The sequence below is a fragment of the Streptomyces sp. AJS327 genome, from assembly GCF_013450295.1.
GTDB lineage: Bacteria > Actinomycetota > Actinomycetes > Streptomycetales > Streptomycetaceae > Streptomyces.
In genome coordinates, this window is the sequence record NZ_SKBR01000001.1 from 438322 (window position 1) to 452160 (window position 13839).

The 13839-nt window shown below is 70.9% G+C and carries 10 protein-coding genes and 1 tRNA gene; 4 read left to right on the forward strand and 7 right to left on the reverse strand.

Annotated features, from left to right (window positions below; all coding sequences use genetic code 11):
• Window positions 1-2: 2 nt before the first annotated feature.
• The 3 genes from E0L36_RS01700 to E0L36_RS01710 are packed head-to-tail and all read left to right on the forward strand — an operon-like array spanning window position 3 to window position 2898.
• On the forward strand, window positions 3-1028 hold the full coding sequence (locus E0L36_RS01700; RefSeq protein ID WP_180927065.1) for an ABC transporter substrate-binding protein: 1026 nt from the start codon (window positions 3-5) through the stop codon (window positions 1026-1028).
• Window positions 1025-2137 carry an iron ABC transporter permease gene (locus tag E0L36_RS01705; RefSeq protein WP_180927066.1) on the forward strand — a complete coding sequence of 371 codons (1113 nt, stop codon included), beginning with the start codon at window positions 1025-1027 and terminating at the stop codon, window positions 2135-2137. The genes E0L36_RS01700 and E0L36_RS01705 overlap by 4 nt, the downstream gene beginning before the upstream one ends.
• Entirely contained in the window at window positions 2134-2898 is a 765-nt protein-coding gene (locus E0L36_RS01710; protein ID WP_180927067.1) for a heme ABC transporter ATP-binding protein, read from the forward strand. Before E0L36_RS01705 ends, E0L36_RS01710 begins: the two co-directional genes overlap by 4 nt.
• A gap of 969 nt (window positions 2899-3867) precedes the next feature.
• On the opposite strand, the gene E0L36_RS01715 is transcribed toward E0L36_RS01710, so the two are convergent.
• The 3 genes from E0L36_RS01715 to E0L36_RS01725 form a co-directional block, all read right to left on the reverse strand.
• A tRNA-His gene (locus E0L36_RS01715) sits at window positions 3868-3940 on the reverse strand.
• Window positions 3941-4072: 132 nt separating this feature from the next.
• Window positions 4073-4687 carry an oligoribonuclease gene (gene orn / locus E0L36_RS01720; RefSeq protein ID WP_180927068.1) on the reverse strand — a complete coding sequence of 205 codons (615 nt, stop codon included), beginning with the start codon at window positions 4685-4687 and terminating at the stop codon, window positions 4073-4075.
• Window positions 4688-4705: 18 nt separating this feature from the next.
• The gene (locus E0L36_RS01725; protein ID WP_180927069.1) at window positions 4706-5992 is read right to left on the reverse strand and encodes a helix-turn-helix domain-containing protein; all 1287 of its coding nucleotides are present in this window, start codon (window positions 5990-5992) and stop codon (window positions 4706-4708) included.
• A gap of 1447 nt (window positions 5993-7439) precedes the next feature.
• Between E0L36_RS01725 and E0L36_RS01730 the strand changes: the two genes are divergently transcribed.
• Complete coding sequence (locus E0L36_RS01730) at window positions 7440-7961, forward strand: universal stress protein (protein ID WP_180927070.1); 522 nt, start codon at window positions 7440-7442, stop codon at window positions 7959-7961.
• A gap of 831 nt (window positions 7962-8792) precedes the next feature.
• Here E0L36_RS01730 and glmS read toward each other — a convergent pair.
• The 4 genes from glmS to E0L36_RS01750 all read right to left on the reverse strand — a co-directional run bounded on the left by glmS (window position 8793) and on the right by E0L36_RS01750 (window position 13835).
• Entirely contained in the window at window positions 8793-10619 is a 1827-nt protein-coding gene (gene glmS / locus E0L36_RS01735) for a glutamine--fructose-6-phosphate transaminase (isomerizing) (protein WP_180927071.1), read from the reverse strand.
• 479 nt (window positions 10620-11098) lie between these two features.
• Complete coding sequence (locus E0L36_RS01740) at window positions 11099-11377, reverse strand: hypothetical protein (RefSeq protein WP_180927072.1); 279 nt, start codon at window positions 11375-11377, stop codon at window positions 11099-11101.
• Window positions 11378-11649: 272 nt separating this feature from the next.
• Window positions 11650-12555 carry a DUF4429 domain-containing protein gene (locus tag E0L36_RS01745; protein ID WP_180927073.1) on the reverse strand — a complete coding sequence of 302 codons (906 nt, stop codon included), beginning with the start codon at window positions 12553-12555 and terminating at the stop codon, window positions 11650-11652.
• A gap of 113 nt (window positions 12556-12668) precedes the next feature.
• On the reverse strand, window positions 12669-13835 hold the full coding sequence (locus E0L36_RS01750) for an acyl-CoA dehydrogenase family protein (protein WP_180927074.1): 1167 nt from the start codon (window positions 13833-13835) through the stop codon (window positions 12669-12671).
• Between the last annotated feature and the right edge of the window lie 4 nt (window positions 13836-13839).

The following is a 13839-nucleotide window of genomic DNA, read 5'->3' on the forward strand; positions in this document are numbered from 1 at the left end:
ACGTGACCCGAACCTCATACCGTCTGTTGTTGCCAGCCCTTCTGCTGGCCCTGCTCGCGGCGGTGGCCGGCTGCGGGTCCTCGGCCACCACTGATGAGGCGTCGGGCGAGGCCACCTCCAGGAAGGCGACCAGCGGCGGTACGGCTGCCAAGGTGCCCTCGGTCGATGCCGGCGAGCCGCAGCTGCCAGTGACCTTCACCGGCGACGACGACGTCGAGATCAAGGTCTCCAGCCTGGACCGGGTGATGGTGCTCGACGACGCCACCATGGAGATCATGGACGCGCTCGGCATGGCCGATTCCATAGGCATCGCCCCCGATACCTCCCTCGTCGAAGACGCCGCCGCCCACGCCGAGGAACGGATCACCATGGCCGGCCGGGGCAGCCTGACCGTCGAGGGCGTCGTCGCCCTGGAGCCGACGCTGGTGATCGGCACCAACATGACCCGGCACGCTGAGGTCATCGAAGGTCTACAGGACGCCGGAATCCCTGCCACGCTGATCGATGGCACACAGTCGGCCCCGGAGAAGATCCGCGACACCGCCGAGGTGCTCGGCGTGCCCGAGGCCGGCCAGAAACTCGGAGGTCGGGTCCAGAAACAGTTCGACCAGGCCGCGGCCCGTCTCAAGGGAGTCGACAAACGCCCGCGGGTGATGGTCCTCTCCTCCAGCGGCGCGGGTGACAGCGGCGCGACCACAGCCGCCGGCGAGCAGACCCCCGCCCACCAGGTGATCGTCAAGGCCGGTGGGCTGAACACCGGGGCCGAGTCCGGGCTGGACCGTTACCAGTCGATCACGGCCGAAGGCCTGACCTCCGCCGCTCCGGAAGCCATCGTCGTAGCCGCCGCGGAGATCGATGACCTAGGCGGCAAGGATGGCGTCTGGGACCGGGTAAAAGGCTTGCGCGGAACCCCGGCCGCCCAGACGAAGTCCCTGATCATCATGGAGGACATGCGGATCAAGGGCGGCGGAGTCAGCGCCGGCGTGGGGATCCTCGACCTGCAGTCCCAGCTTTCCCCCGACGCATGACCACGTCGGAAGCCGCCGCGGCGCGCGCCGTCGAGGAAGAGTCATCATCCCCCGCCGAGAACCAGGAGATCGAGGGCATCGTCCGCCGCCCGCACGGGCCGCTGGTGCTGGGGATCTTCGCGGCACTCCTGCTGGTCGGGCTGGTGGCTGGCGTGGCTATCGGGCCCCTGAGGCTGGCACCGCTGGACGTCCTCGACATCATTGCCTCGAAGGTGGGGATCGGCGAGGCGGCAGGCTATTCGGTGGCCGAAGTCAACGTGGTCTGGGAGATCCGCTTCCCCCGCGTGCTGCTGGCGACCCTGGTCGGCTCCGCCCTGGCCATCTCCGGTGCCGCCCTGCAAGGCCTGTTCGGCAACTCGTTGGCCGATCCCGGCATCATCGGCGTCACGGCCGGAGCCTCCCTCGGTGCGATCACCGCCATCGTGCTGGGCCTGACCATCTTCGGCAGCTGGACCGTGCCGGGCATGGCTTTCGTCTTCGGACTGGCCACCACCGGGCTGATCTACGTCCTGGCACGCCCTGGCCAGGGACGCGGCACCGTCCAGCTGCTGTTGGTGGGCATCGCCATCACCGCGATCGCCGGGTCGGCCAACGGATTCTTCACCTACATCGCCGACACGACCGAGCTGGAGTCCATCACGTATTGGTCGATGGGTTCACTCAACCGGGCCTCCTGGACGACCCTCGTGACCGGACTGCCGCTCTACGTCACCGGCATGGTCACGGTGCTGTGCCTGGCCAGATCGCTGGACGTCCTCGCCCTCGGCGAACGTCAGGCACACCACGTCGGCCTGCACGTCAAGCGCACCCGCATCCTGCTCATCGTCGCCACCGCCCTCGTGGTCGGCGCGGCAGTCGCGTTGGCCGGTTCGATCGGCTTCGTCGGCCTGGTCGTTCCGCACATCGTGCGGCTGCTGGTAGGCCCCGGCCACCGATGGCTGCTACCGATCTCCGCCCTGGGAGGGGCGCTCATGCTGGTGATGGCCGATATCGGTGCCCGCACCCTGAATCCGCCCTCGGAGGTCCCGATCGGTCTGTTCACCGGTCTGGTCGGCGGCCCGTTCTTCCTCTGGCTGCTGTTCCACCGCCGCACGGAGATGCGCGCGTGACCGGGCGACTGGCCGCCTCAGGCGTGGACGTGGTCCTGGCCGGTAACCACATCCTCCAGAACCTGGACATCGACATCGGCCCCGGCGAGCTCACCTCCCTGGTCGGCCCCAACGGGGCTGGCAAAACCACGGTCTTCGCCGCCCTGTCCGGGGACCTGGAACCCACCCGCGGCCAGGTGCTGCTGGACGGGACCCCGGTGCGGACCTACCGGCCCAAGGAACTGGCCCTGCGGCGAGCCGTGCTGCCGCAGGACCATCTGGTGCGCTTCTCCTACTCCGTCGAGGAAGTCGTTCACCTGGCACGGCTCTCCCACCCCTCCGACCCGGCCACGGACGAGAAGGTCGTCTCCGAGAGTCTGGACGCCGCGGAGGTCAGCCACATGCGACGCCGCGACGTGCAGACCCTCTCCGGCGGCGAGATGGCTCGCACCGCCTTCGCCCGGACCCTGGCCCAGACAACCCCGATCGTGCTGCTGGACGAACCGACCGCGGCCCTGGACCTGCGTCACCAGGAGGCCGTGCTGCGCCACGCCCGCCGACTGCGCGACGACGGTGCCTGCGTGGTGGTCGTGCTACACGATCTGAACCTCGCCTCGGCCTACTCCGACCGCGTGATCATGCTCCACGACGGCAAGGTCGTCGCCGACGGCCCACCCAGCACCGTCTTCACCGCCGAACGAATCAAGAGGGTCTACCGCCAGGAGGTGCTCGTCACCAACCATCCGACACGCAGCTGCCCGCTGATCGTCACCACCGACTGACCGGGCCAGTCTGGCCAGGGCAACCCGCGTTCGGCCTTCGGCCTGGAGGCGAACCAGACGGGCGTCCCAGGGATGCGGTGGCGAAGCAGTTATCCAGGCTGTCAAGGAGTCGCTCGGTGAAGGCCACACGCGCCTCGTCGGGATGGTGTGGTCGAAGTATGCGGACCAGACCGGGATGCTGAGCGGCTCAGCCGTGACGTGGTGTCAAGTTCGTTCTCCCGGGATCCCCGCGAGTGGCACCGGGTTGTCCAAGGGATCGGTGCCAGGGCCACCGGGCGGCGTGCCTTCTGGTCCCTCGGAGGGCCGGGGAAGAAGGACCGCTCCAAGTCCTTGGGCGCTCTTCTCCAGGCTCGCTGGACGCTCGCTGTGGGCGAGGGCCCCCTGGAGCTTCAGATCGCCGACCTGGAGTGCGGTGGCTTGTCCCCAGCGCCATGCCCGTACCGACGAGCCGGTCTGCGAGGTCGCGTGCTCCCGGATCCTCGATGCGGTGGCGAATGTGCTGGTACTCCTCGTGTTCGGGGAAGACCATCTCGTCGGTCGGCTGGTCGTCGGTACGCGGAAGTCGGGTTCCGGGGCGGCAGTTCTTGGAACGCGGCGGCGCGCCGGTGTCCACGGCGGCCCGCACGACGCACCACGGCAGCCCGTGGCGACTGGCTATGGACTTGGGTGAGGCCGGTTGACGGAGCCACCTCTTCCTCGGCGCTCCAGGACCCCTCCGCCCGGGCCTCCTGGCCCCGTATCCCATCCTGAACGGTCTCGGCCGTGAGGTTTCCGATGGTGCCCGGTATTGCCTGGTCGGACCGTGTGCCGTGGATGGTCTGGGACAGGGGGTGGTCGCTTCCGCACTCGGTTCCTGATCGTCGCCCTCGCCGGAGTTCGCTCGAGGGCCAGGCCGCGGGCGGCGGCCGTGTGGCCACCGCGCACAGCGAAGAGGCCCGTGATCCGCGGATCACGGGCCTCTCGGCGAAGGGTGAATGACGGGACTTGAACCCGCGACATCCTGGACCACAACCAGGTGCTCTACCAACTGAGCTACATCCACCACGACCGGTGTGACGGGGATTCCCTGGGGCTTCCCTCACCGGCGGCTACGAGTGTACAGGGTTCGTGGGACTGCTCGCGCACCTGTTTCCCGGTGACCGGGAAACCCCCGCCGTGGTGGCGCGGAACGCCCTCAGCCGGAGGCCCCGGCCGGGCGGACCTGGTGGCGCGCGGCGATCCGCCGGGCGGTTTCCGAGTCCGGGCCGGGGTCCGGGACGAAGATCGCCTCGCGGTAGTAGCGCAGCTCGGCGATCGACTCGCGGATGTCCGCGAGCGCCCGGTGGTTGCCGCTCTTCTTCGGGCTGTTGTAGTAGGCGCGGGGGTACCAGCGGCGCCCCAGCTCCTTGATCGAGGAGACGTCCACGATGCGGTAGTGCAGGTGCGCTTCCAGCTCCGCCATGTCCCGGGCGAGGAAACCACGGTCGGTGCCCACGGAGTTGCCGCAGAGCGGCGCCCGGCGGGGGTCGGGCGCGTGCCGGCAGACGTACTCCAGCACCTGCCGCTCGGCGTCGGCCAGTGTGGTGCCCGAGGGCAGCTCCTCCAGCAGCCCGGAGGCGGTGTGCATCTCGCGCACCACCTCGGGCATCACCTCCAGCGCCCCCTCGGGCGGGCGGATCACCACATCCACGCCCTCCCCGAGCACGTTCAGCTCCGAGTCGGTGACCAGCGCGGCCACCTCGATGAGCGCGTCGTCGGACAGCGAGAGCCCCGTCATCTCGCAGTCGATCCACACCATGCGATCGTTCATGCGCTCACCCTACGACGGTCAGCCGGGCGCGTGACCGCGCTGCCCCGGTAGCCGGGGTGCGTAGCTGTCCGACTCCGGCTTGCCCAGCTCACCGCGGTGCTCCCGAGCTTCCCGCAGGTCCCGGATGTCCCGTACCTCCCGGTGCTCCCGGGCGGACTCGGGCCGTCCGGGGGTGACCTGTCCCACCGCGCCGACCGGGCTCACCGGTCTGCCCGGCTCCGGCCCCACCGGTGCCGGGGGCTCCGCGCCGCGGTACTCCTCCGCGGTGTTCCCCTCCGGGCGTCGGGCCCGGTAGGCGGCCCGGTAGGCGGCTGGGGACGACCCCAGCTGGCGGCGGAAGTGCCCGCGCAGCGCGACGGGGGAGCGGAAGCCGCAGCGGCCCGCCACCTCGTCCACCGAGTAGTCGGAGGTCTCCAGGAGTCTCTGGGCCTGGAGTACGCGCTGGGTGATCAGCCACTGGAGCGGGGCGCTGCCGGTCAGCGACCGGAAGCGCCGGTCGAAGGTGCGGCGGCTCATGTAGGCGCGGGCGGCGAGCGTCTCCACGTCGAACTGCTCGTGCAGGTGCTCCAGCGCCCAGGCGACCACCTCGGCGAGCGGATCGGCCCCGATCTCCTCTGGTAATGAACGGTCGAGGTGCCGGGGGTGCCCGCCACTCTCCGCGCCGTTGCCCCGCCGGGGCGGGACGACGAGCCGCCGGGCGAGCGCGCCCGCCGCCTCGGCGCCGTGGTCCGTGCGCACCACGTGCAGACAGAGGTCTATCCCGGCGGCGGTACCCGCCGAGGTGAGGATGGAGCCGTCGTCGACGTACAGTTCGCGCGGATCGACGTGGACCGCCGGGTAGCGCTTGGCGAGCGTCGGCGCGTACATCCAGTGGGTCGTGGCGGGGCGGCCGTCCAGCAGCCCCGCGGCGGCGAGTACGAAGGCCCCGGTGCAGAGCCCGATGACGCGGGCGCCCTCCTCGTGCGCGCGGCGCAGCGCGTCCAGCGCGGCCGCCGGCGGCGGCTGGCTGATGGAGCGCCAGGCGGGCACCACCACCGTCCCCGCTCGCGCGATGGCCTCCAGCCCGAAGGGCGTGCTCAGTTGGAGCCCGCCGGTGGTACGCAGTGGTCCGTCCTCGCCCGAGCACACCAGCAGGCGGTAGCGAGGAACTCCCGCGTCCTGGCGGTCGATACCGAAGACGGAGAGCGGGATGGAGCTCTCGAAGATGGGACCGCCGCTGAAGAGCAACACCGCCACGATCTCGCGCCGTCGGCGCGCGGCCAGCTTGCGGGTCTCAACTGGGCCGTTCGTGGAGTCCTGGCTCATTGGAACTAAGCCCCCCTCAATTGTCGCGTTCCTCTCGGTCCATACACATCTCCCCCGCAGCGATAGCCAAGATCGAATCTACTGGGTCGGACGAGCCCGGCGATGCAAGTTCGGCACCCGACGCTATGTCGATAAGGGAACTTGGCGTAAAGCATTCGATCACGAAGCGTTTCATCCGGCGGGCCCGCTGGGAAGTGCGCATGCCGTGCATGCCCCGCCCTCGTACGGCGCACACGCGCCCCTCGCTCCCTTCATTCCTGGTGACAGGGTGTGGGGGCAAGGATTCCGGAACTGGGTTTCGCTGGCTGTAAGTTGGCTGAAAATAACGGGGGTTCAGTTGCACGTTCTGGACATCGAACCCCGTGCGCCCCCGGCGCTCCTCTGCGCCTGCCCTGTGCTCCGACCCGGGTGTCGGGGTACTCTGCGACGTTTCGCGCCGACACTGCGTAACGCCAACTCGGCGTCCCCCGCCGCGCGTCCATCGCGCCTCCGGGAGGTTCCGGTTACCCGTGGGCGGGTGGCCCCGCCTCCGCTCCCGTCGTCGGCCGCCTCCCGTCCCGGGTTCGCCTCCGCCGCCCGGACCTGCGAGAGGGTCCGCCGCCCCGGCCGTACGCGGGTGGTGGCCGCACTCCGTGACGGGAGCCGCACCCTCCGCGAGCGAGCGGCCCCGCCGCTCTTCCCCGCGCGCCGCATCCGGCCTCCGTGCGGCCCGAGTTGGTGACACTCCGTGTCCACCGCTCGGCCCCGAGTGTCCGCCTCACCCAGCCCGGAGGGGTCCTCCGATGGGAACAGATGACGGAAAGCCCGCCGGGAGGGGGCGTGCGGCCCTCCGTCAGCGGTTGACCGCCCCCGGCGGCCCGGTGCGGGCCCGAGGTGCCACCGGCGCGCGCGAGGCCGCCGGGCGGACGGGAGACGGCTCGGCGCGTGGGCGGGGGCCCGGCGGGCGCGCGGCGGGCGCGGGTGTCTGGCGCTCCGGGGTGCGGGGAGCGTCCGCTGGCGCCTCGGTGGACGGCCGCCGGGACGTGCCGGGGGAGTCGACGGCGCGGCGCCGGTCGGAGCGGTGTCGCGGGCGCCTCGTGTCCCCGCCGGGCCGCGGGAGGGCGGTGGATGGGCTGTAAGGAGCACGGCGGTACGTTGCGTGCCGCCCGTTGCTGGGGCATGCTCCGGGTCCGGTCCGCTTCCCCGGGCCCTCGGCGGAAGCCTGGGCATGGGAGGAGTGCGACCGTACTCTGGGGGTAACAGCCCGGTTGGGGTGTTTCATCCGTCCCGCGGCTGTTCCCCCGCCCCAGCTTCACCGCACAGCCGTAAGAACCCACCACCAGGTGGTCAGCGACAACACCAGAAGCTCTCAGGTCCGAACAGACTCGTGCGAGTTCGCGCGGGTCCTACGGATCCGGCAGGTTCATCCGTTCCCTCCACGCAGAGGCAGCCCTTCGTCGAGACAGCCATGGCCGGACACGAGATTCCCGACCCAGCGGACCGCAAGCAGCTTGCTGATCCGACGGCCCAGCATGAGACGGCGGAGGACGAGCGGCACTCCGTCGATCCGGCGTTCCAGCACGGAGTCGTCGTGGGGTTCGACGGCTCCACGTCGAGCGAACGTGCCCTCGCCTACGCCATCGGCATGGCCTGCCGCTCCGGCTCCGGCCTGATCATCGTCCACGTCGCCAACCGGCTGCCCACCACCGTCTGGGCGGGCTGCGAGCCGCCGGTCTTCGTGGAGGTGCCCGACCACCGGACGGAGGTGCTCGGACTGGAGCTGGCCTGCGCCGACCATCTCGCCGAGGTGCCCTGGATCCTGGTGGAGCGCGGCGGCGACATCTGCCACGAACTGGAGGAGGTCGGGCGGGAGTACGAGGCCGACGCCATCGTCGTCGGCTCGACGCAGGGGCTCGTGGGGCGGATGTTCGGCTCGGTCGCCGGACGGCTGGCGCGCCGGGCCCAGCGCCCCGTGGTCGTCATCCCCTGAGCCGCGCCTCGCCGTGCTCCCCGGGTCGTGTGGGGCCGTTGGCGCCTCCGTGCGCCCAACGCCGGTTCCCCGCCGGGGCGTTCGGTGTCCGTCCCCTCCGCCCCCGTCCGCTCTCCGTGCCCGTTCGCCGGGTTCGTTCGCCCCATCCGCTCTCCGTGCCCGTCCGCCGGTGCTCGCGCTCCTCGTGGCCGCCATCGCCGGTCCGTCATCGCCCGTCGGGGTGCGGTTCGTTGGGTGTCGGTTCGGTGGACGGTGGGGCGTACGGGGGTGCGCGGCGTTGAGGCAGGCGTTCCGCTTTCGTCGTGGAGTTCGGACCGGGGAGATCCCAACCGTCCCCCGGGCCTCTGACGTCCCGGTTCTCCCGGGGGCGCCGCCGGGTGGTACCGGAACCGGAGGCGTGTCCAACTCGCGGTGCGCGCAGGTGGGTTGTGCGCTTGTGAGGAGGGGCATATAGCAGGCAGGGCCGCCCGCCACCGGGCGGCGACCGCACGTGAGGCGTGCTGCCGGGCAGGAGGTGACGGTCCTGTCCAGCAGCCCACCGCCGGCGTAATGGGCGACGCCGGCACAGGGGAGGCGGGATCCCGCGCAGTTGGTGGCCTGCGCGGGATTCCGCCTATCGCTTTCTCCGGCCCTGGCCCCGCCCGTCCCGGCGGCGGGGCCGTGGAGCGTCAACCGGGTCCGTGGGAGCGGGCGTTCGACGGTCAGCTGACCGCCTGGACGCCACGGGGCCGGGTGCCGTCCCGCGACCGTGCGTCCCCCACCGTGCGGCCCAGGGCCGTGCCAGCGCCGCCCCGCCGGGTTCGCCGGAGCGGCCGGGCGGCCGGGTCGTCGCTACTCCACCGTCACGGACTTGGCGAGGTTGCGGGGCTTGTCGATGTCCCGGCCGAGCGCCAACGCGGTGTGGTAGGCGAGCAGTTGGAGCGGGATGCCCATGAGCACCGGGTCCAGCTCGGGCTCGTTGCGCGGGACCACCAGCGTGTGGTCGGCCTTCTCCTGCTGCTCGTGCGCGATGGCCAGGATGGTGCCGCTGCGGGCCTTGATCTCCTCCAGGGTGGCGCGGTTCTTGTCCGCCAGCTCGTCGGCCGGGACGATCGCGACCGTCGGCACGGCGGGCTCGATCAGCGCGAGCGGCCCGTGCTTCAACTCCGAGGCCGGATACGCCTCGGCGTGGATGTACGAGACCTCCTTGAGCTTGAGCGACGCCTCCAGCGCCACCGGGAAGCCCCGGACCCGGCCCACGAACATCATGCTCTGGGCCTTCGCGTAATCCTGCGCGAGCGCCTCGATCCCGTCCTCCTCGCCCATGATCTGGGCGATCTGCTCCGGCAGCCTGCGCAGCCCGGCGATGATCCGCTTGCCGTCCGCGACGGACAGGTCGCGGATGCGGCCGAGGTGCAGTGCGAGCAGGGCGAAGGCCACGGCGGTGTTGGTGAAGCACTTGGTGGAGACGACGCACACCTCGGGCCCCGCGTGGACGTAGACGCCGCCGTCCGCCTCCCGGGCGATGGCGGAGCCCACGACGTTCACCACCCCGAGCACCCGTGCGCCCTTGCGCTTGAGTTCCTGGACGGCGGCGAGGGTGTCGTAGGTCTCGCCGGACTGGCTCACCGCGATGTAGAGGGTGTCCGGGTCGACCACCGGGTTGCGGTAGCGGAACTCGCTCGCGGGCTCGGCGTCCGCCGGGATCCGGGCCAGCTCCTCGATCAGCTGGGCGCCGATCATCCCCGCGTGGTACGCCGAGCCGCAGCCGAGGATCTTCACCCGGCGCATGGTGCGCGCCTCGCGGGCGTCCAGGTTGAGCCCGCCCAGGTGCACGGTGGCGAACCGGTCGTCGATACGCCCGCGCAGCACCCGGTCGACCGCCTCGGCCTGCTCGGCGATCTCCTTGTGCATGTAGGTGTCGTGACCGCCCATGTCGTAGGACTCGGCGGCCCACTCCACGGTCTCCGGAGCGGCCGAGGTGCGCGAGCCCTCGGTGGTGTAGGTGCGGTAGTCGTCGGCGGTGATGGTGGCCATCTCGCCGTCGTCCAGGGTGACCACCTGACGGGTGTGCGAGACGAGGGCCGCGACGTCCGAGGCGACGAACATCTCGTGCTCGCCGATGCCCAGCACCACGGGCGAACCGTTGCGTGCCACCACGACGCGGTCCGGGAAGTCGGCGTGCAGCACCGCGATGCCGTACGTGCCCTCGACATGCCGCAGCGCCTCCTGCACCCGCGCCTCCAGCGAGTCCGCCTCGGAGCGGGCGATGAGGTGGGCCAGCACCTCGGTGTCGGTCTCCGAGACCAGCGTCACCCCCTCGGCACCCAGCCGCGTCCGCAGCTCGGAGGCGTTGTCGATGATCCCGTTGTGGACGACGGCGACCTTCTCGTCGGCGTCCAGATGGGGGTGGGCGTTGGTGTCGCTCGGGGCCCCGTGGGTCGCCCAGCGGGTGTGCGCGATGCCGGTACGGCCCGCGAACCGCTTCGGCAGCCGGTCGCCGAGGTCCCGCACCCGGCCCTTGGTCTTGGCCGTCTTGAGGCCCGCGCTCCGGCCGGTGCCGCTGCTGTGGATGGCGATACCGGCCGAGTCGTAGCCTCGGTACTCCAGCCGCTGGAGCCCCTCCAGCAGCAGCGGAGCGGCCTCACGTTTGCCGATGTACCCCACGATTCCGCACATGCTGTTCTGCCTGCCTCTCCCTCGACGTGACGGTGGTGCTGACGGGCCCGGCTCGACCTGGGCGTGCTCGCCCGCCGAGAACCCCGATCCGGCGCGGTGACGCGCCGTACGCGCGCTACCCGCCGTGCTGGTCCGCTTGCTCTACCTACGGTCGTTGCTTGCTCTGCCTGCGGTGTTCGTTCTGTCTGTCCTACTTGGGTTATCTGCCCTGGTTGTTCTTCTCGCTGTGCTTGCCCCGTACACGGCGTTCGCGGTAATTCACGGTGTTCGCGGTGTTCACCGTGTTCGTCGGGTTCGCTGTTTCGGGATTATCCCGTTCGGTCCCGGTGGTCCGGTCATGTCGGTGCCCCGTGTTCGCGCCCCGTGGGGTGCCCGTGGCCTGTCGGGGGCGCTCTGCCGTCGGGGTGGGCCCGAGGGCGGGGCCGGGCTGGTTGGGTGGGACGGGCGTGGGTGTGGACGGCCGGGCCGCCTCCGGTCGTTCAGCCGTACACGATGCGGCGCAGTTGCCGTGTCGACAGCTCCGGTGGCGCCACCGCGCGGTGTGGGAGTTCGCTGGCGATGCGCTCGAAGATCACTGTGTTCGTCAGCCCCCGGGACTGGAGTTCGCGGTGGCGCCGACGGACGAACTCCTCGGCCGGTTCGCTGAAGTACGCCAGAACGTCCAGGACGACCCGGGCCGCCTCGCCTCGCTGGAGGGGGGTCGAGCGGGCGAGGTGGTCGATGAGGTCGTCATGGGTGGACGGGTGGGCCGAAGGCATCCCTCGATACTCGACGTTCGGCGGGGGAGATAGCAAGAAATCTGCCCGCTTTCGGGCAGGTGTGTGCGATATCGCTCGGAGAGGGTGCGTGCGGTGGGGGGATATGGGTGGTATCGGAAGTCTGATGCGGTGTTGCGGCTTAGTGGAGCGCTGTCCGGGGTGTGCGTCGTTATGGGTGATAGGTGCCGTTGGTGGAGGGGTGGAGGAGCGACGCGGGGGAGGCCGGCGGGGAGACGGGGCGGGGTTCCTGTCGGCTGGTGGGGCGGGATGGTTCAGAAGTGGCTGAGGACGGCCTGCTTGGCGGCGCTGAACTCCTCGTCCGTCAGCACCCCACCGCGGTGCAGTCTGGCGAGCCCCTCCAGGCGCCGCAGGAGTACGTCGTGTTCCTCGCCGGACGCGCCGCCGTCCTCCAGCGCCTTCGGCTGTGCCGCCTCGCCGGTGGGGGCGCTCTCGGGGGTGGGGGCGTGCGGATGGGGCAGGCACGCGGTGACGGCGGCGGCGAAGAGGACCGCGTCGCTCGTCTCGCGGGCCTGGCGTATTCCCCAGAGCAGCAGGCAGTTCGGGTCGTGCTCCGGTTTCAGCGCGGGCTGGTCCCCCACGGGATGGATGCGGACGCTGCCGTGCTCCAGACCGATAGCCGGGGTCCACTCCACCGCGCGCAGGTCGTCGAGGGCGATCTTCCGGGAGCCCGCCGTCGTTTTGGTGTCCTCCGCCATCCAGTTCCAGGTGAGCTGGACGTGCTCGCCGTCGAAGGTGGCGCTGCCGTCGGTGCCGTTGGCGGTGATCGGGATGGCTGGGCCAGGCAGGAGGAACCGGTCACAGGGCTCGTTGACGGGGACCTGCTCCAGCAGCAGCGCGTAACGCACCTCGTCGGCGAGGTACTCGGCGGCGCCGGAACGGTCCCGCTCCACCGGCAGTTGGTACGGGTCGGAGGCGTCGGGCAGCTTGGTCCCGGCGACCTCCGTGACCGGATCGGCGCCGCGCCGCATCCGGAGCCGCAGCCGTCCGGGCTTCCTGCCGCCCGGTTCGAAGGAGATCCCGCTGATCGCGGCGAGCGGCACGGCGACCTCGCCGAGCGACTTCCGTAACGGCTGCACCTGCTTGCCGCTGCCGGGGACTATGCGCAGGGTGTCGCCGTCGAAGGTCCAGGAGCCCGTCCGCTGAAGAATCTCCGCCATGGGAACGAGTATCCGACGTCCCACGGATCCGTGTGGCCGTGAGGAACTGATCCGTGGGGTGGTCGGGGCGGTGACCCGGCTTCCCCGGCCGGGTCACCGCGAGCCGTCCGGCGTTACCTCGGCAGGTCCAACTCCCGGGCCACCAGCATCCGCTGGACCTCGCTGGTGCCCTCGCCGATCTCCAGGATCTTGGAGTCCCGCCACATGCGCGCCACCGGGTACTCGTTCATGAAGCCGTACCCGCCGTGGATCTGCGTGGCCTCCCGCGCGTTGGTCACCGCGATCTCGGAGGAGTACAGCTTCGCCAGCGCGGCCTCCTTCTTGAACCGCTCACCCGCCTGCAGCCGGGAGGCCGCGTCCCGCCAGCTGACCCGCGCGGTGTGCGCGCGCATCTCCATATCGGCCAGCTTGAACTGGATCGCCTGGTTGGTGCCGATGGGGCGTCCGAACGCGGTGCGGGTCCTGGCGTATTCCACGGACTGGTCCACACATCCCTGCGCCAGCCCGGTGGCGAGCGCCGAGATGGCGATCCGGCCCTCGTCCAGGATGCGCAGGAACTGGGCGTAGCCCCGGCCCTCCTCGCCCAGCAGGTTGGCCGCCGGGACGCGCACGTCGGAGAAGGACAGCTCCCGGGTGTCCGAGGCGTTCCAGCCGACCTTGGAGTAGGGCTCGGCCACGGTGAAGCCGGGGGTGCCGGAGGGCACGATCACGGTGGAGATCCGGGGCGAGCCGTCCTCCTTGCGGCCGGTGACGGCCGTGACGGTGACCAGCCCGGTGATGTCCGTCCCCGAGTTGGTGATGAAGCACTTGGAGCCGTTGATCACCCACTCGCCGCGCTCCTCGTCCAGCACGGCGGTGGTGCGGGTGCCGCCCGCGTCCGAGCCGCACTCCGGCTCGGTCAGCCCGAAGGCGCCCAGCAGTTCGCCGGAGCAGAGCTTCGGCAGCCAGGCGCGCTTCTGCTCCTCGGTACCGAAGCGGAAGATCGGCATCGCGCCGAGCGAGACCCCGGCCTCCAGAGTGATGGCGACGCTGGAGTCCACCCGCGCCAGCTCCTCCAGCGCCAGGCAGAGGGCGAGGTAGTCGCCGCCCATCCCGCCGTACTCCTCGGGGAACGGCAGCCCGAACAGGCCCATCTCGCCCATCTGCCGCACGATGTCGTACGGGAACTCGTGCCGCTCGTAGTAGGCGCCGATCTTGGGCGCGACGACGTCGTTCGCGAACTGCTCGACGGTGCGGCGCAGTTCCTCGTGTTCGGCGGAGAGCCGGTGGTCGAGAGCCATGGTG

Coding starts and splice junctions, on each gene's coding strand:
- E0L36_RS01705 (WP_180927066.1), top strand. CDS start 1,025: ATGACCACGTCGGAAGCCGCCGCGGCGCGCGCCGTCGAGGAAGAGTCA.
- orn (WP_180927068.1), bottom strand. CDS start 4,687: ATGAACGATCGCATGGTGTGGATCGACTGCGAGATGACGGGGCTCTCG.
- E0L36_RS01725 (WP_180927069.1), bottom strand. CDS start 5,992: ATGAGCCAGGACTCCACGAACGGCCCAGTTGAGACCCGCAAGCTGGCC.
- E0L36_RS01730 (WP_180927070.1), top strand. CDS start 7,440: ATGGCCGGACACGAGATTCCCGACCCAGCGGACCGCAAGCAGCTTGCT.
- glmS (WP_180927071.1), bottom strand. CDS start 10,619: ATGTGCGGAATCGTGGGGTACATCGGCAAACGTGAGGCCGCTCCGCTG.
- E0L36_RS01740 (WP_180927072.1), bottom strand. CDS start 11,377: ATGCCTTCGGCCCACCCGTCCACCCATGACGACCTCATCGACCACCTC.
- E0L36_RS01745 (WP_180927073.1), bottom strand. CDS start 12,555: ATGGCGGAGATTCTTCAGCGGACGGGCTCCTGGACCTTCGACGGCGAC.
- E0L36_RS01750 (WP_180927074.1), bottom strand. CDS start 13,835: ATGGCTCTCGACCACCGGCTCTCCGCCGAACACGAGGAACTGCGCCGC.